General features: G+C 61.7%; 23 protein-coding genes and 1 tRNA gene. 21 read left to right on the forward strand and 3 right to left on the reverse strand.

Going from position 1 to position 18,743, the window contains the following annotated elements:
- The first annotated feature begins 68 nt into the window (after positions 1-68).
- The 9 genes from B3H86_RS00320 (at position 69) to B3H86_RS00360 (ending at position 6,670) form a co-directional block, all read left to right on the forward strand.
- Positions 69-542 carry a hypothetical protein gene (locus tag B3H86_RS00320; RefSeq protein ID WP_292050553.1) on the forward strand — a complete coding sequence of 158 codons (474 nt, stop codon included), beginning with the start codon at positions 69-71 and terminating at the stop codon, positions 540-542.
- 12 nt (positions 543-554) lie between these two features.
- Positions 555-752 carry a helix-turn-helix transcriptional regulator gene (locus B3H86_RS00325; protein WP_292050554.1) on the forward strand — a complete coding sequence of 66 codons (198 nt, stop codon included), beginning with the start codon at positions 555-557 and terminating at the stop codon, positions 750-752.
- A gap of 33 nt (positions 753-785) precedes the next feature.
- The gene (locus B3H86_RS00330) at positions 786-1,718 is read left to right on the forward strand and encodes a TraB/GumN family protein (protein ID WP_292050555.1); all 933 of its coding nucleotides are present in this window, start codon (positions 786-788) and stop codon (positions 1,716-1,718) included.
- A 111-nt stretch (positions 1,719-1,829) separates the two neighbouring features.
- Positions 1,830-1,904, forward strand: a tRNA-Gly gene (locus tag B3H86_RS00335).
- Positions 1,905-1,985: 81 nt separating this feature from the next.
- On the forward strand, positions 1,986-3,431 hold the full coding sequence (locus tag B3H86_RS00340; protein WP_292050557.1) for an AMP nucleosidase: 1,446 nt from the start codon (positions 1,986-1,988) through the stop codon (positions 3,429-3,431).
- A gap of 148 nt (positions 3,432-3,579) precedes the next feature.
- Complete coding sequence (locus B3H86_RS00345; protein ID WP_292050559.1) at positions 3,580-4,206, forward strand: hypothetical protein; 627 nt, start codon at positions 3,580-3,582, stop codon at positions 4,204-4,206.
- 1 nt (position 4,207) lies between these two features.
- Positions 4,208-4,522, forward strand: a complete 315-nt coding sequence (locus B3H86_RS00350) for a winged helix-turn-helix domain-containing protein (RefSeq protein ID WP_292050560.1) — start codon at positions 4,208-4,210, stop codon at positions 4,520-4,522.
- A 37-nt stretch (positions 4,523-4,559) separates the two neighbouring features.
- The gene (locus tag B3H86_RS00355; RefSeq protein ID WP_292050561.1) at positions 4,560-5,336 is read left to right on the forward strand and encodes a tyrosine-protein phosphatase; all 777 of its coding nucleotides are present in this window, start codon (positions 4,560-4,562) and stop codon (positions 5,334-5,336) included.
- A gap of 2 nt (positions 5,337-5,338) precedes the next feature.
- Complete coding sequence (locus B3H86_RS00360) at positions 5,339-6,670, forward strand: anthranilate synthase component I family protein (protein WP_292050562.1); 1,332 nt, start codon at positions 5,339-5,341, stop codon at positions 6,668-6,670.
- Here B3H86_RS00360 and B3H86_RS00365 read toward each other — a convergent pair.
- Together B3H86_RS00365 and B3H86_RS00370 are read right to left on the reverse strand one after the other, a co-directional pair.
- On the reverse strand, positions 6,638-7,225 hold the full coding sequence (locus B3H86_RS00365) for a TadE/TadG family type IV pilus assembly protein (RefSeq protein WP_292050563.1): 588 nt from the start codon (positions 7,223-7,225) through the stop codon (positions 6,638-6,640). The genes B3H86_RS00360 and B3H86_RS00365 overlap by 33 nt on opposite strands.
- Positions 7,225-7,755, reverse strand: a complete 531-nt coding sequence (locus B3H86_RS00370; protein ID WP_292050565.1) for a TadE/TadG family type IV pilus assembly protein — start codon at positions 7,753-7,755, stop codon at positions 7,225-7,227. The genes B3H86_RS00365 and B3H86_RS00370 overlap by 1 nt, the downstream gene beginning before the upstream one ends.
- Positions 7,756-8,061: 306 nt before the next feature.
- Between B3H86_RS00370 and B3H86_RS00375 the strand changes: the two genes are divergently transcribed.
- The 9 genes from B3H86_RS00375 to B3H86_RS00415 all read left to right on the forward strand — a co-directional run bounded on the left by B3H86_RS00375 (position 8,062) and on the right by B3H86_RS00415 (position 17,381).
- Positions 8,062-8,235 (forward strand): Flp family type IVb pilin, encoded by a 174-nt coding sequence (locus tag B3H86_RS00375; RefSeq protein WP_292050566.1) that lies wholly within the window; start codon positions 8,062-8,064, stop codon positions 8,233-8,235.
- A 127-nt stretch (positions 8,236-8,362) separates the two neighbouring features.
- On the forward strand, positions 8,363-8,857 hold the full coding sequence (locus B3H86_RS00380) for an A24 family peptidase (protein ID WP_292050567.1): 495 nt from the start codon (positions 8,363-8,365) through the stop codon (positions 8,855-8,857).
- Positions 8,858-8,968: 111 nt separating this feature from the next.
- Entirely contained in the window at positions 8,969-9,946 is a 978-nt protein-coding gene (gene cpaB, locus B3H86_RS00385) for a Flp pilus assembly protein CpaB (protein WP_292050568.1), read from the forward strand.
- Positions 9,947-9,957: 11 nt separating this feature from the next.
- The gene (locus B3H86_RS00390) at positions 9,958-11,403 is read left to right on the forward strand and encodes a type II and III secretion system protein family protein (protein ID WP_292050615.1); all 1,446 of its coding nucleotides are present in this window, start codon (positions 9,958-9,960) and stop codon (positions 11,401-11,403) included.
- An 8-nt stretch (positions 11,404-11,411) separates the two neighbouring features.
- Positions 11,412-12,089: a CpaD family pilus assembly protein gene (locus B3H86_RS00395; protein WP_292050570.1), complete on the forward strand. Its 678-nt coding sequence runs from the start codon at positions 11,412-11,414 to the stop codon at positions 12,087-12,089.
- A 3-nt stretch (positions 12,090-12,092) separates the two neighbouring features.
- Complete coding sequence (locus tag B3H86_RS00400; RefSeq protein WP_292050571.1) at positions 12,093-13,853, forward strand: AAA family ATPase; 1,761 nt, start codon at positions 12,093-12,095, stop codon at positions 13,851-13,853.
- A gap of 3 nt (positions 13,854-13,856) precedes the next feature.
- Positions 13,857-15,395 carry a CpaF family protein gene (locus B3H86_RS00405; RefSeq protein ID WP_292050572.1) on the forward strand — a complete coding sequence of 513 codons (1,539 nt, stop codon included), beginning with the start codon at positions 13,857-13,859 and terminating at the stop codon, positions 15,393-15,395.
- Positions 15,396-15,400: 5 nt separating this feature from the next.
- Positions 15,401-16,384: a type II secretion system F family protein gene (locus tag B3H86_RS00410; protein WP_292050573.1), complete on the forward strand. Its 984-nt coding sequence runs from the start codon at positions 15,401-15,403 to the stop codon at positions 16,382-16,384.
- 13 nt (positions 16,385-16,397) lie between these two features.
- Entirely contained in the window at positions 16,398-17,381 is a 984-nt protein-coding gene (locus B3H86_RS00415) for a type II secretion system F family protein (RefSeq protein WP_292050575.1), read from the forward strand.
- Between the two features lie 27 nt (positions 17,382-17,408).
- Here the strand turns inward: B3H86_RS00415 and B3H86_RS00420 are convergent, their stop codons facing one another.
- The gene (locus tag B3H86_RS00420) at positions 17,409-17,843 is read right to left on the reverse strand and encodes an SRPBCC domain-containing protein (protein WP_292050576.1); all 435 of its coding nucleotides are present in this window, start codon (positions 17,841-17,843) and stop codon (positions 17,409-17,411) included.
- Between the two features lie 139 nt (positions 17,844-17,982).
- Here B3H86_RS00420 and B3H86_RS00425 point away from each other — a divergent pair, with 139 nt between their 5' ends.
- From B3H86_RS00425 to B3H86_RS00435, 3 genes are read left to right on the forward strand one after another with little or no spacing between them, the layout of a single operon-like run.
- On the forward strand, positions 17,983-18,129 hold the full coding sequence (locus B3H86_RS00425) for a hypothetical protein (RefSeq protein WP_292050577.1): 147 nt from the start codon (positions 17,983-17,985) through the stop codon (positions 18,127-18,129).
- A 50-nt stretch (positions 18,130-18,179) separates the two neighbouring features.
- A complete protein-coding gene (locus B3H86_RS00430) occupies positions 18,180-18,521 on the forward strand; it encodes a RidA family protein (RefSeq protein ID WP_292050578.1) in 342 nt (113 codons plus the stop codon).
- Positions 18,521-18,736 (forward strand): hypothetical protein, encoded by a 216-nt coding sequence (locus tag B3H86_RS00435; RefSeq protein ID WP_292050579.1) that lies wholly within the window; start codon positions 18,521-18,523, stop codon positions 18,734-18,736. Before B3H86_RS00430 ends, B3H86_RS00435 begins: the two co-directional genes overlap by 1 nt.
- Positions 18,737-18,743: the final 7 nt, after the last annotated feature.

Here is an 18,743-nt window from a genome sequence, read left to right on the forward strand (position 1 = left end):
TGACAAGCGTGCTTGACAGGACGGATATGGCGTCTGTAAAGTGTCCTTGTCATTTATAGAGAGGCCCCATGCTCAGTCGCCTGTTTTCCACTCCCAAAGGCCGCATCCTCAGTGCGATCGTTTTCTTTTTGATCGCGCTGATCGGCGGCGGCGTTCTGGGATTCGTCCAAGGCCACGCCAACGCGACAGGGCAGTTCACTGCTGTCGAGAGCCCGAGCTTCATCTGGATCATCGGGGTGGTTGCGGTCGTCCTGTCTTTGGGCAGTTTCGTCTATGGTGCCTACTGGATGAAATCCATCGACGAGGCTGCACAAGAAGCCCACAAATGGTCGTGGTACTGGGGCGGTTCCGCCGCCTTGACCGTGGGCATGGTGATGTTTGTCCTCTCTTTCGCCCCGGCAACCGAAAAGTGGGATGTTCCGACCCTTCACCATCGCACCGACCCTGTCGCCTATGCGGCTTCGGGTGCCTTCGGACTGATGCTGTTGCTGATCATTGGCTACAGCATTGCGTGGGCGTGGTGGTGGTTCAGCCGTCGATGAGGAGAGCCACCTATGAATAACCGCCTCAAGGTTCTCCGCGCCGAGCGTGACTGGTCACAGGCCCATCTGGCTGAACTGCTCAACGTCTCGCGCCAGACCATCAATGCCCTTGAAACCGGCAAATACGATCCGTCACTGCCGCTGGCCTTCAAGATCGCCCGCCTGTTCGAACTGCAGATCGAAGACATTTTCATCGACGAAGCGGCCTGATCCCGACTTCGGAAAATCATAAGGAAACGCCCCATGTTCAAAACTGCTCGACGCCTGCTGGTTTCGGCGGCTGCCGTTGGTACACTCTTCCTCGCGCCTTCGGTCGCCTTTGCCGAACAGGCACCGGCGACGGTGTCGGCCATCCCGCAGGCCCAGGGTCAAGGCCCGGCCATGTGGGTCATCCGCGACGAGGACTCGACCCTTTATCTGTTAGGCAGTTTCCACCTGCTGCGTCCGTCTACGGGCTGGAGCACGCCGCAGATGGAGCAGGCTTTCGCATCGGCGGATGAAATCTGGCTGGAACTGACCGATGCCGATGACGTGGCCCAGGCCCAGCAGTTGATGGTGCAACACGGTCTTTCGCCGGACCGTCCGCTCTCCAGCCTGCTGTCGGCCGAGGACATGGCCATGCTGGATGCCGCTGCGGTGAAGATGGGCGCAAACGCTGCCGCTTTCGATCCGATGCGCCCTTGGCTGGTCTCGATGCAGCTGGTGCTGGTCCAGATGGTCGCCAACGGCTATGATCCGAACGCAGGCGTTGAAAAGGTGCTGACGGCGCGTGCCGCTGCTCTGGGCAAGCCGCTGAAAGGCTTCGAGAGCTTGAAGGAGCAGATCGAACTGATGGCCGGCATGTCCGAAGAGGGGCAGGTCGAAATGCTCCGCGCCGGATTGAAAGACCTGAACGAAACTCCCGAAGAAATCGATAAACTGGTTCAGGCCTGGTCCACGGGCAATATCGACTACATCGATCAGGACATGGTCCAGAAGATGAAGGTCCAATCCCCAGAGGCCTATGACATCATGCTGACCCGCCGCAACGCCAACTGGACCCGTCAGATCAAGACCCTGCTGGAAGGCTCGGGTACGGCCTTCATCGCCGTGGGTGCCGCCCACCTTGCCGGTCCGGACAGTGTTCAGGCCATGCTGGCCGCCGAGGGTATCCAGGCGGAACGCCTGCCGAACTAAGTCCCTGTCGGATAGAATAGTTTTTAAGGCCCGGCCATTGCGCCGGGCCTTTTCATTTGCACCGCCGCTGCTATGTTCGCCCCATCATCCGGCGAAAGTTTCCTGGACCGGGCGGGTATAGTTCAGAGGTAGAACGTCAGCTTCCCAAGCTGAATGTCAGGGGTTCGATTCCCCTTACCCGCTCCAAAAATCATCCTGAAACACGATGTTGCGGGCTTTGACATTCAGATGTCTCGCCTTTGTCACGGTTTTCCGTTAGAGGAAGCCATGACAGATAAGATGACCCCCAAGGCGGTAATCGACCGCCTCGAAACCCTCTACAATCAATCGGTGACCAACCTTCGCGATGCGGTGAAGGTGTTTCTGGAAACCGGCGAACGTGCCGATGCCGAAGCGCGTGCCAACGGCCTGTTTTCCTATCCCCGCCTGACCGTCAGCTGGTATGGCGACAAGCCCCAGAACCTGGAAACACGTGCCTTTGGCCGTCTTTCGCGTCCGGGCACCTATACGACCACGATCACGCGTCCCGACCTGTTCCGTAACTATCTGCTGGAACAGCTGACCCTGCTTTCGGACGAATATGACGCCACCTTCGAGGTTGGTCCGTCGGATCAGGAAATCCCGTTCCCCTATGTTCTCGACGGTTCGGGCGTGGTGCTGGACAGCTCCATGACCGCTGCCATCGCCCGCTGGTTCCCGACCACGGATCTGGCCCATATCGGCGACGAGATTTCCGACGGTCTGTTCGATCCGGATATGGATTTCCCGCTGGCCCAGTTCGATGGTCTGCGTACGGACTTTTCGCTGGCCCGTCTGCGCCACTACACCGGCACGCCGGTCGAGGCGGTGCAGTCGTACATCCTGTTCACCAACTACAACCGCTATGTGGACGAGTTCGTCCGCTGGGCGGCAGCCGAGCTGCAGAAGCCGGACAGCCCCTATGAAAGCCTGACCTGCTCGGGCGGCGTGGTCGTGACCAAGGACACCCCGAACCCCGAAGCGGCGGTGATGGACTCGGCCTGGCGCAAGCACCAGATGCCGGCCTATCACCTGACCCGCGCCGACGGTCAGGGCATCACCCTGGTGAACATCGGCGTCGGCCCGTCCAACGCCAAGACCATCTGTGACCACCTGGCCGTCATGCGTCCGCACGTCTGGATGATGATCGGTCACTGCGGCGGCCTGCGCGGCAGCCAGACCATCGGCGACTATGTGCTGGCCCACGCCTATCTGCGCGACGACCATGTGCTGGATGCCGTGCTTCCGGCGGACATCCCCGTGCCGTCGATCGCAGAGGTGCAACGCGCCCTGTACGACGCGACCAAGCAGGTCTCGGGCGCGCCGGGCGAAGAGGTGAAGAAGCGTCTTCGCACCGGCACGGTCGTGACGACCGACGACCGTAACTGGGAGCTGCGCTATTCCAAGTCGGCGCTGCGCTTCAACCAGAGCCGCGCCGTAGCGATCGACATGGAAAGCGCCACCATCGCGGCCCAGGGCTATCGCTTCCGCGTGCCCTACGGCACGCTGCTGTGCGTTTCGGACAAGCCGCTGCACGGCGAGATCAAGCTGCCGGGTCAGGCCAACCGCTTTTATGAGGGTGCGATTTCCGAGCACCTGCAGATCGGTATCCAGGCCGTGGACCTGCTGCGGGCCGAGGGCGCTGCCCTTCACTCGCGCAAGCTTCGCGCCTTCGATGAGCCGCCGTTCCGCTGATTGCGGGCTTTGGCTTCAAGGCATCCGGGCCGCTCCGTAAGGGGCGGCCTTTTTGCTATGTGTTTGCTTTGATATCAGCGTTACAAAAAGTACTTTACAATATAAAGTACATGAGAGATAAGAGGATCAACAGGAAGGAAACCGAAACATGTCCCAGGACCCCGTCGCCGATATCCAGGGTGATATCGCCTATATGAAATCACTGGCTGCAGAAGGGCGTGACGCGCCTGTGCTTGTCGGCCCGATCCTCGTCGCTGCGGGCCTGTGGTTCGGAGCCGCAACTGTTGGCCAGTGGCTGATTGCACTGGGCATGATCCCGCTCACCGGCTGGGGTGTGATGTGGATGTGGGTAGGCGCAGGTATCGGCTTTGCGGCCCTGCTTTATGTTCTTATCCGCCGCATCGACGCCGCGGCAGGAAGCAGGACCAAGGACAACACGGCCATCGGCGCGGCGTGGTCCGCCTGCGGATACACCATCTTCGGAATGTGGCTGGTTCTGATGGCGTTCTGTTTTTCGACGGGCAACTGGTCGCCGATGGCCCTGATGCCCTCCATCGTCATGATCGCCTATGGCGCGGCGTGGTTCATCGCGGGGCAGGTGGCAGGGCGCGGTTGGATGCTGTTGACCGGTCTGGTGAGTTTCTTGGGCGCGGCGGCATTGGCGTGGTTTGCCTTTACCCACTGGACCTATGCCATCTATCTGGTTCTGATGGTGTTGGTGGCGCTGGCACCGGGTCTGCATCTGATGAAGCTGGCCGCCCGCACGAGGCACTGAGATGTCTGAAACCCAGAACAGTGCCTTTGACATCAACCGTATTGACGAGGTCATCCACGGTCGTATCCGATTGGGCATCATGGCCTATCTGTCGGGTGCCGAAACGGCCGAGTTCGGTGAGTTGAAGGCCCGCCTTGGTACGACGGACGGCAATCTCTCGGTCCATCTGCGCAAGCTGGAGGAGGCCGGTTTCGTCGAGGTCGAAAAGACTTTCCAGGGGCGCAAGCCCCTGACCCGCGCCAAGCTCAGCGCGCAGGGGCGAGAGGCTTTTATCGTCTACCTGGACCAGATTTCCGCCTTGGTGGCCCAACGCTAGGTGGAAAGGCCGCATAATCAGGATATGGAAGGCGGTCATGAGCGACCGCCTTCTTTCATTTGAAGCTATCGAGAACTTCCGCGACTTCGGCGGCTATGCCAGCCCGCACGGGGTTGTGCGACGCGGGCTGCTGTTCCGTTCGGGGCAACTGTCGCGCTCGACCCATTCGGATCTGGAGCGGTTGGACAAGTTGGGCTTGGGGCATGTGGTTGACCTGCGACGCTCCAGCGAGCGGATCAAACAGCCCGACCGCCTGCCTGCCGGATGGACGGGACAAACCCTGTCCACCGATCTGGGCGGCGACGGAGAGGCACCGCACATACAGTTCCTGCGGACACAGGAACTGACCGAGGATTCCGGTCGGCGCTATATGGGCCAGACCTATGAGCGTATGCCCTTTGATCCGGCGCATGTGGCCCTGTTCAGCGACTATTTCAAAGCCTTGGTCCGGGGGGATGCCGCCGTGCTGATCCATTGCGCGGCGGGCAAGGATCGCACCGGCCTGCTGGCGGCGCTGACGCACGGACTGCTGGGCGTATCGGCAGACGACATCATGGAAGACTATCTGGCGACCAACCGTGCCGTTGATCTGGCCGGTCGCGCAGGCGAGTTTGCCGCCGCGCTGGAACGCTGGACCGGCAAGCCGGTGGCGCATGGGGCGGTGGTCGCCTTTTTGGGCGTAGAGGCGGATTATCTCCACCGTGCCCGACAGGCAATCATCGACCGTTGCGGCAGTCTGGAGTCCTATATGCAGGCGGTGCTGGGCATTTCACCTGCGCAGCGTGCGGCCATCATCGAGCGGCTGGTTGACTGATCATGGCAGTGGTCAAGCGGTCTGTGGCGTGGGTTGATCCCCTGTCGGTGGCAAACGGGCTGAGGTCGCGCCCGCATGCCCTGGCGTTGATCGCGGGGGCCAATGCGCCCCTGCGGCATGGCGGGCGTTGGTCATTCGTGGCCGCCGAGGCCGATCTGGAACACGTCACGGATCAGTCCCCCGCCCAGGGGCTGTTCGATGTGCTGCGGCATGGAGACTGGGATCAGGCCCCCTGTGTCGGGCTGGTGTCCTATGATGCGGGGGCGCGGGTGGCGACGGGGCCGCGCGCGCATGTATGGCCCGACCTGATGCTGGCCCGCTATCCGGCGTGGCTGGCTTTCGACCATCTGGAACAAAGGCTGTGGGCGTGCGGATGGGGGGGGGGCGACGATGCCGCCCGCGGTCACAGCCTGCGGGCGGAGGCGTGGCTGGCATGTGCAGACGCGCCCGAAATGCCTGCACCGCCCTCGGACGATTTCAATGCCGAGGCTGCACAAGAAGACTACTGCCGCGCGGTGGCCGATGTGGTGCGCCGGATCGGCGAGGGCGAACTGTTTCAGGCCAATGTCGCCCGCGCATGGTCCGGGCGGCTAAGGCCGGAAGCGGATCCGTTCGCTGTCTTTTTGCGCCTGTCGTCACGCGGGGCGGCCTATGGGGCGTGGTGGCGCATGGGCGGGCGGGCCTTGGTGTCGAACTCGCCCGAGCTGTTCCTGATGTTCGATGCGACGACCCGCAGGCTCGAGGCACGCCCGATCAAGGGCACCCGTCCGCGCCATAGCGACCCTGTGGCTGACCGTCAGGCGGCACAGGAACTGCTGGCCAGCGAGAAGGACCGCGCCGAGAACCTGATGATCGTCGATCTGATGCGAAACGATCTGGCGCGCGTGGCCCAGATCGGATCGGTGGCCGTGGACGAGCTGTGGGGGTTGGAACAGCACGCCACGGTGCATCACCTCACATCGGTCGTCAGCGCCACGGCCCGTCAGGGTACGGGCTGGGCCGATGTGCTGGATGCCACCTTCCCGCCGGGCTCGATCACAGGGGCACCGAAAAATCAGGCGATGAAGGTGATTGCCGCGCTGGAACCGCCAAGGGGCGCGTGGTGCGGCACGCTGTTCGCGCGCGGTTTTGCCGATGGGGCGCTGACGATGGCCTCGGTCCTGATCCGCACGGCCTTTTTCGAGCGTTCGGAACAGGGCTGGCGGTGGCGCGCATTGGCGGGGGCGGGGATCACCGCCGGCAGCGATCCCCATGCCGAGCTGGAAGAAACCGGAGCCAAGATATCGGCCCTGGCCGAAGCCCTAGCGGGTCGGACAGTCCGTACAGGTGACTGAGGCCACCTCACGCGGGCGCAGGTAAAAGACCCGGTGGAAGGTGGTGACGCCCGACAGGAAGTCCTTGAAACCCGGCACCACGATGTCGAACGGCGAGTCATAGCGATAGACGGTCTCGGCATAGATCACGCTATCGGTCGGCTTTTCCAGCAGGCCATCGGGAACAGTCATCTGGGTGCCGGGGGTGTGCGGGGCCAGGGTGCTGCCATAGCTCCACATCACGATGTCGCGGTTGCGGGAGTCGCGCTGGATGCTGGTCACGCGGCCTTCCAGCGGGGTGCTGGAATAGGGTGCCATTATCAGACCGCCGACCGCGAAATAATCGGCCAGCTGTGCCCGGCTTACACTGCCGGACTGCGAGACGATGTCGGCCATCATCGATGCCGAGTGGTGGGCGCGGCGCTGGACCATAAAGGCCTGGGTGAACTCGATCACGCACAGGTAGATGACCAGAAACAGCGGCAGCAGCAGGGCGAATTCCACGGCGGCGGCCCCATTCCGGTCGGTCCGGAAACGGCGCGCGAAATGGCGGATCGTGGCGAGAGGATTGCGCATCAGAAGGGCTCGTTCCGGAAGGCCGTGGCGGCATGCAGCAGGGTGTCGCCATTGTTCAGCCGCGTCATGGCATGGCCGAGGAAGGGCGTCACAACGGGCTGGCGGTACCAGACCCGCATCAGCATGAAGCTGCGCGCCTCGCCGATGTTGAACTTCAGCTTGTTGGGGTCGAAATCACCCTGGTCGATCGGATTGGTGATGCCGGGATTCGAAAACGAGGCCACGGGTTGCAGATCGATCTGGATGCGGTTCAGACAGGCCTTTTCAAACACCGTCATGCGCTCGCAGATCTCTTCTTTGAATTCGTCTGCGGTCGCATTGCGCGATACCTGGCCGGTGCGGACCAGACGGCCGCTCTGGGAGACGGCGTTTTCCAGAAGGGCGCTGACCGTCAAAATCAGGGCGACTTCGAAAATTCCAAGCAGAAGTGCAAAAAAGGGTAAAGCAACCAGCGCGAATTCTACGGCGGTTGCACCTTTGCGTTGTGCGCGCCGTGCTTTCGCTGCCTTGATGATGCGAGAGAATAGCACCTATTTTTCCCCGTTATTTCAATTCCTTAGGCGCAAACAAACTGTCCGGAGTTTTGTTCTGAAAGCTCAAGCTAGAATATAAACGTAAAGCAATCGCTGAAGGTATAAATCACCATTCTACGGGCAATGTCCGAAATTTATCACTTGGTAACTATCATTTTCGCGCTCGTGGTGTCAGAACTTTACTCACGTTTAAGGGATCACAGTCACATTTGCGTGGCAAACGGCCATTTTTGAACATATGGCCAGCGACTACGGGAGAGCTCGATGTGGTTCCTCCCGAAACAAACCGAGAGAGGACTACACATGCGTAACCTGCTGAACCGCTTTGCCAAAGACGAGTCGGGCGCAACCGCTATCGAATACGGCCTGATCGCTGCCCTGATCGCCGTTGTGATCATCGCTGCCCTGGCTGCCGTCGGTGGCCAACTGAAGACCAAGTTTGAAGCCGTCGAAACCGGCCTCAAAGAAGGCAAGTAAGGCCTGACGGCTAACCGCCTCTAAAGCGGAAGGGCCGGAGCACAAAGCTCCGGCCCTTTTTAGTTTAAGGTTGACTGCAACCTTGGCTTAACCAAATTATGGCACTTGCTGGGCCATGTTCTATGCAATGAGCGCCCTGCTTTTCGTTTTCCCGGCCTTGGCAATTCTGGGTGGGGTTTACGACCTGACTACGATGAAGATTCCGAATTGGATCTCCATCGTTCTCGCAGTCGCATTCGTACCCGTGGCTTTGGTTCTACAACTGCCTTGGCAGGACGTAGCGATTTCGCTGGGGTTGGGCTTTGCGGCCCTGGTCATCGGAATAGCGCTGTTTGCATTCCGCGTTTTGGGTGGGGGTGACGCCAAACTTCTGTCGGCGTCCATTCTTTGGGTGGGGATGTCCGGCCTGTTGCCGTTCATCCTGACTACGGCATTGGCGGGGGGGGCTCTGTCCATATTCTTGCTTGTTGCCCGTAAGTGGGCCCCGGCCTTGCCGTGGGTACTGCCTGCATGGGCGCAACGTCTGATGGAACCCAAGGGGGATATTCCGTACGGTATCGCGATCGCGGCCGGTGCGGTCCTGTCCTTCCCTTATTCCCAGCTGTTGTTGAAGTTATCGTAACGAGTTTTGCAGTAACATCGTTTTGGTGTGCTGTTTGGTAAATAATATCTAAAAGCCTTTGGGTAGGGTTGGCGTGGATCTTTACTGCGTAATGCCTGCCGGAGAACGTCGATGAAGCCTGCAAAAATTGCTGTAATCTGCGTTGCTGCACTGGCCGCCGTCGGTCTTGCGCTCGTAGTACGATCCATGGGGTCGTCAGACGGCGAAAAACCGAGTGCGGCGGTGACCGCGCCGGCTGCTGCCACGACCAAGGTGCTCGTGGCGGCTGTGGATCTGGCCCCCGGTCGCCAGCTGACTGCCGCAGACATGGTGTGGAAGGACTGGCCCGTGGCCAACGTCAACCCCGCCTTCGTCACCGATGGATCGGTTCCGATCCCGGCCGCGGACACGCCGACTGCGGCCGCTGTCGAAAATGAAAAAGCCCAGGACAAAAAGGAAGAAGGGGCGGCTGAAAAGATTGTCGACGCCGTCGTCTCCCTGAACAGCCCCACCGCAATGGATGCCTTTGTCGGCGCCATCGTGCGCGAAGGAATGGTCGCCGGTGAGCCGATCCAGGCCCGCAAGGTGGTCCGTGCCGGTGAAAGCGGCTTCCTCGCCGCCTTCCTCGATCCGGGCATGCGCGCCATGAGCGTTCCGGTATCGGCCGATACCGCAGCGGGCGGCTTCATCCTGCCGGGTGACCGCGTGGATGTGCTGCTGACCCGCGAAGTCGATGCCCAGGTCGGCCCCGACACCGTCAAACGTACCGTCAGCGCCACCGTACTGCAGAACCTGCGCGTTCTGGCCATCGACCAGGCCACCCAGGCCCCGACCGAGGAAAAATCGGTCGTCGGCACGACGGCCACACTGGAAGTGAACAACCGTGACGCCGAGACCCTGGCACTGGCCCGCGCACAGGGCGATCTGACGATCGTGCTGCGCTCCTACGCCGACGCCAGCGGCCCGCGCGGCCTGATCCCCGGTGCCGTACGCCGTGGCGAAAGCATGGGCGGCCGCGTGACCAGCGCTTCGGACCCCGCCGCTCCGACTGGCCCTAGCGTTCGCATTTTCCGCGGCGATGCCGCCCCTGAAGTGGTGGTCCTGCAATGAGAGCTCATGTGATGATTTCCACCCACAGCCGCCTCGGTCTGGGCTTTGCGGCACTGGCTGCCGGCAGCCTTCTGGCCACAGCCATCCCTGCGCAGGCTCAATCCCTCAGCCATACCGCAGCGGGGACTTCGACGGTCGTGTCCGGTTCGACGCCGCGCCGTATCAATCTGCCCAAGGGTTCGTCTTTCGCGGTCGATCTGCCGGCAGATGTGCGTGACATCGTCGTGACCAATCCGGCGGTCGCCAATGCCATGCTGCACACCCAGCGCCGCATCACCCTGGTGGGTCTGGCCCCGGGTGAAACCGACGCCGTGTTCGTCGGCAGCAACGGTCGTGTGATCCTGACGCTCAAGGTGCGCGTGGATGCCGGTGTGCAGGTGTTGCAGGATGCCCTGACCCGCACCTTCCCCGGTTCTGACCTGCGCGTCGAAGCCGTGAACGACAGCTTTGTCCTCAGCGGCACCGCCTCCAACATGGGTGACGTTGAACGCGCCGCCCAGCTGGCCCGCGCCCACGCCGGCGATCCGGCCAAGGTCGTCAACATGATCTCCATCTCCGGATCGGATCAGGTGACGCTGAAGGTCCGCGTTGTCGAGGTGCAGCGCAGCGCCATCAAACAGCTGGGCTTCAACTCTCAGGCGCTGATCAACGGCACGGGCCGTAACAGCCTGGAGTTCGCGACCGGCATGAATTTCTCGGTCAACTCGGGCATTCAGGGCGGCCTTGTCGGCAACTGGCAACGCGCGACCGATCCGGGCAGCGATCTGACCGCGGGCCGTCTGGGCATTTCGGCCTTCGAGCGTGTGGGTCTGGCCCGCACCCTGGCAGAGCCGAACCTGACCTCGGTCAACGGCGAAGCCGCCAGCTTCCTCGCCGGTGGCGAATTCCCGATCCCCAAGAGCCGCGACCGCGACGGTCAGGTGACCGTGGAATACAAGCCCTATGGTGTGGGTCTGTCGTTCCGTCCGGTGGTCCTGTCCGAGGGCCGCATCAACCTGCAGGTCAAGGTCGAGGTGTCGGAGCTGAATCCGTCCGGCGGTCTGACCATTGGCGCGGGTACGCCCTCGTCGATCACCCTGCCGGGCCTGACGGTCCGCCGCAGCGATACGACGGTTGAAATCCCGTCCGGTGGCGCAATGATGATCGCGGGCCTGCTTCAGGAAACCACCCGTCAGGCCGTCGATGCCCTGCCGGGCCTGACGAATGTGCCGGTGCTGGGAACCCTGTTCCGCTCGCGTGACTATCTGATGGGCGAGACGGAACTGGTCGTTATCGTCGAGCCGTACATCGTCAATCCGACTGCGCCCTCGCGTATGCAATCGCCCGCTGACGGCCTGCGCATGGCGACGGACGCTCAAACCATCTTCTTTGGCCAGCTGAACCAGGTTTATGGCTCGCCTGCACCGGGAGGCTCGACCTCCGGTTGGCAGGGCCCGGTCGGCTATGTGATCGAGTGACGCAGATGATGAAACGCTCCTTCTATGCCTGCCTGCTCGGCGGTGCTGCCCTGGCTCTCACGGCCTGCGTGGGTCCGGATGCCAACCTTGATCGCGGTATCGCCCCGATGGCGCTGTCGCGCTATGTTCTTCAGGTCGAGCCGGATCAGGACCGTATCGCCCTGGCCGTGCACCAGAGCGGACTGTCGCAGAACCAGCGTCAGGCCCTGACCTCGCTGGCCCAGCGCTATCGCAGCTCGGCCCGCTCGGGTCTGGTGATCGAGGTGCCGACCAACGCCGATCAGATGGCCAGCCAAACCGTGTCCCAGATCGCCAGCACGCTGGAAAATCTGGGTGTGCCGCGTGACCAGATCTCGGTGGCCTCGTATAACGGTCCGGGTGAGCGTGCTCCGGTTCTGGCCGGCTTCACCACCATCCGTGCCTCCGTGCCGCGCTGTGGCACCCAATGGGGCAATCTGAGCCGTACCGGCAACAATGACGGTGCCTCGAACTTCGGGTGTGCGGTTAACGCCAATCTGGCCGCGCAGATCGCCGATCCGAATGATATCGTGGCACCGCGCACCATGACGCCGCCAAGCGCCCAGCGTCGCACGGTCGTCTTTGATGCCTATCGTCAAGGACAAACCACATCTGCCCAACGCGAGCAGTTGCTGAGTGAATCTCGCGTATCTGACGTAGTAGAGTAAACCATGACCAAGCGTCCCCCTGCTGTCGATCCCCTCGAGGATTTCGAGATCGACGACGATTTTCTGGAGACGATCTCCAGCCTGGCTGCTGAAGACAGCTCGGGAGACACTGTGTCCAAAGAGGTTGAGGGTGCCGAGGCGGATGTTCCGACCTCGGCGACCCCGAACTTTATGCAGAGTGCATTGAGCCGGACCGAGGCCGCTTTCAATGACCCCGATCGCAACAACCGGCCAGCGCATTCTGACGAGACAGACCCTGTAGAGGCTTCTGACATGTCCGCTTTGAAGTTCGCCAACCAGGCCAGTTCTACCGACGCCCCGAACGGAGAACCGGTGACCATTGAACTGGATGACATCGAGGTCGTCGATGCCAACCAGGCCGAGGTCATCGAGCTTTCCGCCACGGCATCGGTCGATCCGCTCGATGCGCCGCTGGATGCTCCGGTAGACAGCGCCCCGCAACCGGCGGCTGAAGAACTGCCGCTGGCGGCCAGCACCTCGACCATGCCGGTACTGGCAGGTTCGGCGGGCCTGGATTTCGATCCCCAGTCTGTCGATGTCTCCATCCCGCGCATCGCCGTGCACATTTTCGCCGAGCGTCAGGACACCCTTGCCGCCGCCGAACGCGCCGCGCAGGACCGTCGCATGTCGCGCGCCACCACCCAGGTGCGCGTCGGCGGTATCGCAGCGGCGATCGAAACCTATCAGACCGAGCCGACGCCGCCGCTGATCCTTGTGGAATGCATGAAGGATGCGCGCTCGCTGCTGGTTGAAATCGACCAGCTGGCCGAAGTCTGCGACGCAGGCACCAAGGTTCTGGTCGTCGGTGCCGCAAACGATATCCTGCTTTACCGCGAACTGATGCGTCGTGGCGTCAGCGAGTATCTGGTGGCCCCGATCCAGCCGCTTCAACTTATCGCGGCTATCGGTTCGCTGTTCACCGATCCGGACCAGCCCTTCATCGGTCGCACCATCGCTTTCGTGGGTGCACGCGGGGGCGCTGGCTCCTCGTCGGTGGCCCACAACACAGCCTTTGCGATGAGCGAGCGTATTGGCGTCAATACGGTCATCGTCGATTACGATCTGCCGTTCGGGACCTCGGGCCTGAACTTCAACCAGGACCCCTTGGGCGGCGTTGCAGACGCACTCAGCCAGCCTCAGCGTCTGGATGCGACCCTGCTGGACCGTATGATGGTGCGTTGCACGGACCGTCTGAGCCTGTTCGCCGCACCGGCGACGCTGGATACCGATTGGGAAATCGATACCGAGGCGTTCGACGAGGTCACCAACCGTATTCGCAGCACGGCGCCCTTTGTCGTGCTGGACCTTCCGCACCTGTGGTCGGGTTGGATGCGTTCGCAACTGGTCGCCGCCGACGAGGTGGTGCTGGTAGCCACGCCGGATCTGGCGTCGCTGCGCAATGCCAAGAACCTGGTGGACCTGATCAAACAGGCCCGTCCCAACGATGCGCCGCCGCGCGTCGTGCTGAACCAGGTTGGCATTCCGGGTCGTCCGGAAATCCCGGCCAAGGAATTCGGTCAGGCGCTGGGCATCCATCCGGCCCTCAGCATTCCGTTCGATGCCAAGGTGTTTGGCTCGGCAGCCAATAACGGCCAGATGATCCTCGACAGCGCGGCCAAGACCAAGTCCGCCGAGGCATTCGAAACCCTGGCTCAAATCGTTTCGCAGCGTCAGCTTCCGGCGACGCCTGTAACTCCGCGTAAGACTTCCTCAGGCCTGGCGGGTCTGTTCAAGAGGCGTTGATAGATGTTCGGCAAACGGCAATCCACGGTTAAACCTTCGGCGGCACCTGTTGAGCCGGTAGACTCTCTGTCGCCGCTGGACGAACCGATTGCCGAAGAGCCCAAACCGGCGCGCCCGGCCAAATCCGTCTCCGGCAACATCGACGGCTTCGGTCTGGAAGATCTCGAGACGGCCGCACCGGCACCTGAAAAGCGTACAGGTCCCCGCAAGACGGCCGGTCTCGAGCAGATCAAAAAGGCGCAGGCCGTCACCGAGATCGTCCGCGAGCAGAGTGACTATTATCACGCCACGAAGACCACCATCTTCAACGCGCTGATGAACACCATCGACCTGTCGCAACTGGCCCAGCTGGACCAGAAGACCGCGCAGGAAGAGATCCGCGACATCGTCGCCGAACTGGTGGCGATCAAGAACGTCTCCATGTCGGTGGCCGAGCAGGAGCATCTGGTTCAGGACATCGTCAACGATGTGCTGGGCTATGGCCCTCTGGAGCCGCTGCTGGCGCGCGACGACATCGCCGACATCATGGTGAACGGTTCAAACCGCGTCTTCATCGAAGTGGGCGGCAAGGTCCAGCTGACGAATGTCCGTTTCCGCGACAATGCCCAGCTGATGAACATCTGCCAGCGCATCGTGTCGCAGGTCGGCCGTCGCGTGGACGAGAGCTCGCCCATCTGTGACGCCCGTCTGCCGGACGGTTCGCGTGTGAACGTTATCGCCCCGCCGCTGGCGATCGATGGTCCGACCCTGACCATCCGTAAGTTCAAGAAAGACAAGCTGACCATGCGCGACCTGGTGGAGTTCGGCTCCATCAGCGCCGATGGTGCGCGGGTGCTGGGCGTGATCGGTGCCTCGCGCTGTAACGTGCTGATCTCGGGCGGTACGGGTTCGGGTAAGACCACCTTGCTGAACACGATGACGGCCTTCATCGATCCGACCGAGCGCGTCATCACCTGTGAGGACGCCGCGGAACTGCAACTGCAACAGCCGCACGTGGTCCGTCTGGAAACCCGCCCGCCGAACCTCGAGGGCCAGGGCCAGATCACCATGCGCGATCTGGTGAAGAACTGTCTGCGTATGCGCCCCGAACGCATCATCGTCGGCGAAGTCCGTGGCCCGGAGGCGTTCGACCTCCTGCAGGCCATGAACACCGGCCACGATGGCTCGATGGGTACGCTGCACGCCAACAGTCCGCGTGAAGCCATCAGCCGTATGGAGTCCATGATCACGATGGGGGGCTATGGCCTGCCGTCCAAGACGATCCGCGAGATGATCGTCGGCTCGATCGACATCATCATCCAGGCCGCGCGTCTGCGCGACGGTTCGCGCCGCATCACCCATGTGACCGAAGTCGTGGGCCTCGAAGGCGATGTGATCGTGACGCAGGACCTGTTCGTTTACGACATCACCGGTGAAGACGCCGCGGGTCGTGTGAACGGTCGCCACCGTTCAACCGGTATTGCCCGTCCGCGCTTCTGGGATCGCGCCCGCTATTACGGCTTGGAGCGTGAACTGGCCGATGCCCTGGATGCAGCGGAGTAACGACAATGCTGATGGTTCTGGCAGGTATACTGGCATTCATCACCATTGCGGGGATCGGTTGGGTCTTCGTCGGTGGTGATGATAGCGCGACCGATGGTGTCAAACGCGCCAAGGCGCTTTCGGCCTCTCGTCCTGTCCAGAACACACAGGGACGGCGCGCCAACCAGCCGCCCGTGTCTGCGGAGGCGCGTCGCAAGCAGATCCTGACCCAGCTTCAGGATGCCGAGCGCCGTGAACGCAAGGCGCGGCTGAGCATCGGCGCCCGCATCCGTCAGGCGGGTCTGAACATCTCGATCCGAACCTATCTGATTATCAGCCTGGTGCTGGCGGTGGTCGGCTTCCTGATCCCGCTGGTGCTCGGTGCGCACGTGCTGCTGTGCATTGGCCTTGCCATTGTTTTCGGTATCGGCGTGCCGCGCTTCTATCTGGGTTTCCTGGCCAAGGGACGGATCAAGAAGTTTTCCGGGGCCTTTGCCGATGCCGTCGACATTCTTGTGCGCGGTATCAAGACGGGTCTGCCGGTCAATGACTGTTTCAAGATCATGGCCCGCGAAAGCCCGCAGCCTCTGGGCGGTGAGTTCCAGCGCCTGCTGGAGGGCCTGAGCGTCGGCATGTCCCTGCCCGAAGCTCTGGACCGCATGTACGAGCGCATGCCGACACCGGAACTGAAATTCTTCTGCATCGTGATCTCCATCCAGCAGAAGACGGGTGGTAACCTGGCCGAGGCCCTGACCAACCTCACGACCGTGCTGCGTGCGCGTCGTCTGATGCGTGAGAAGATCAAGGCCATGTCGTCCGAAGCCGTGGCCTCGGCGCTGATCATCGGCTCTCTGCCGCCACTGGTCATGGCCATCGTCATGGTCACCAGCCCCAGCTATATGATCACCATGTTCACCGACATCCGCGGCCAGTTCATGCTGCTGGTGGCGGGGTGCTGGATGGGTCTCGGCATCTTCTTCATGAAGAAGATGATCAACTTCAAGTTCTGATCGGGGACGAGACGTGGAATCCTTTATCCGTTTCATCACCACACCGGAGAACCTGCTCACAGTGGGCGTGGGTGTGGCTGTCTTCTTCTCCCTGTTCACCCTGCTGACCAGCTTTAGCGGCGGGCAGGACCTTGAAAAGCGTATCAAGCACGTTGCGGATCGGCGTGAGGATCTGCGCCGCCGTTCGCGCTCGGCCATGCAGGGCGGCAGCACGCCGTCGCTGCGCCAGTCGGACGAAGGTTTCAAAAAGCGCGTCGTTGACCGTCTGAATGTTTCGCAACTGCTCGAAGACCCCAAGGTCAACGAGAAGATCATGCAGGCGGGCTTCCGTGGTCAGAGCCCGATCACGACCTTCTATTTCTTCCGCCTGCTGATGCCGTTCGTGCTGGCGCTGGTTGCGGCCGTATACATCTTTGTCCTGACGCACTTCGAACTGCCGTTCATGACCAAGGTGGCCGTTGTGGTGGTGGCGTTCGCGATCGGCTTCTATGCCCCGAACATCTACCTGTCGAACCGCATCCAGAAGCGTCGCCAGAAGATCGTCGAGGCATTCCCTGATGCGCTCGACCTGCTGCTGATCTGCGTGGAATCGGGCATGTCGATCGAAGCGGCGATCCAGAAGGTCAGCCAGGAAATCGGCACCCAGTCGCTGGAACTGGCCGAAGAACTGAGCCTGATGTCGGCGGAGCTGTCCTATCTGCCGGACCGTCGCATGGCCTATGAGAATCTGGCCAAGCGGACCAACCATCCGGGCATCAAGTCGGTGGCCACGGCCATGACCCAGGCCGAAACCTATGGCACGCCGCTCAGCACCGCGCTGCGCACTATGGCCAAGGAAAACCGCGAGCTGCGTCTGGCCGCAGCGGAGAAGAAAGCGGCTGCACTGCCGGCACAGTTGACCGTGCCGATGATCATCTTCTTCCTGCCGGTGCTGTTCGTTGTGATCATGGGACCGGCGGTCATCAGTATCATGGATATGATGGCCAGCGGAAACTGAGGTCGCAGACGCGACCTCGGATCATCCTCAGGCGCTTTCGGCTGCGGCCTTCAGGTTTTCGTTGAGCGTTTCCATCGCTTGGCGCAGGCGCGAGCGATGCTTGTCGTGGAACAGCTCTCCACGCAGGCCCGAGAACATGATGCCCATCGTGACAATGGTGGCACCCTTCTCGACTTCTTCCAGGATGATGAAGCGCGAAGAGTTCGACAGAAAGCCGCGCTTGCCGCTGAGCACCAGCTTGCCGACCGGCACCCAGTCCGAAACAACGACACTGGCCGCCCGTTCGGGAATATCGGGATAGGCTTCGGTATAGGTCACAGTGGCATCCTGCCAGACGCGGCCCTGGATATGCTGTTCAAAGCTGTTCCACTGCTTCCAGGCCTCAAGGTCGCCGACCAGTTCCCAGATGCGCTCTGCCGAGGCGCGAATGCCGATACGGGTTTCGATACGCGTGCTGTCCATGCACTGCCTCTGACATGACGTGGCTACGGTTGAAAGGGGCAAAACTCCCGCGAGGATGAAATCCGCAACCGTCACAGGGATCAACCCGCTTCATCGGGCGTTCTACGGGTGTCCTACCAACGCCCGAGAGGCAAATGAAGTGAGCAAGATACCTATCGACCTTCCGCCTGACACCTATCCGGTGAACCAGCGTCGTGCTGCGCGACGCGGTGGCAATGCGGTACTTTTTGTGGGTGTGTTTGCCGCCGTTTTCGCTCTGATCTGGATGGTGCTGGAAATTTTCTAGGCCGCGCGACCTTGGCCCGCTATGGGGCAGGCCAAACGAAAGGTCTTTACATGATCAAACGCATTCAGCCCGACGCCCGGATGAGTCAGGCCGTCGTACACAATGGTGTTGTCTATCTGGCCGGTCAGGTCGGTGAGCCGCACGAGGACATCGCCGATCAGACCCGCACAGCCCTTCGCGAGATCGAAGCCTTGCTTGCCGAGGCCGGATCGGACAAGTCGAAAATCCTTATGGCAACGATCTGGTTGGCCGAGATGGCCGATTTCGAGGCCATGAACACTGTCTGGGACGCCTGGGTTGATCCAGCCAATCCACCGGCACGTGCGACCGGCGAATCCAGACTGGCGACACCGGATTATCGCGTCGAAATCATCGTCCAGGCGGCTGTCTGATGGACGACAAAGCCGAACTGGAACGTTTCCGCGCCGCCCGGGTGACTGCGCTTTACCGTCTCGACCTGATCGAGAAGGGGGCTCAAATCCACTACGAGGACGGTACCCCGGTAGATATGAAGTCCGAAGCCCAGCGTTTGAAGGATCAGGTTGCGGACATGGACCGCCGTATCCGCAACATCGAAGACAAGCTCAAGCGTCAGGCGATGAACTGAACCCGCG

Origin of the sequence: Brevundimonas sp. UBA5866 (assembly GCF_002432125.1) — a bacterium.
Classification (GTDB): domain Bacteria; phylum Pseudomonadota; class Alphaproteobacteria; order Caulobacterales; family Caulobacteraceae; genus Brevundimonas.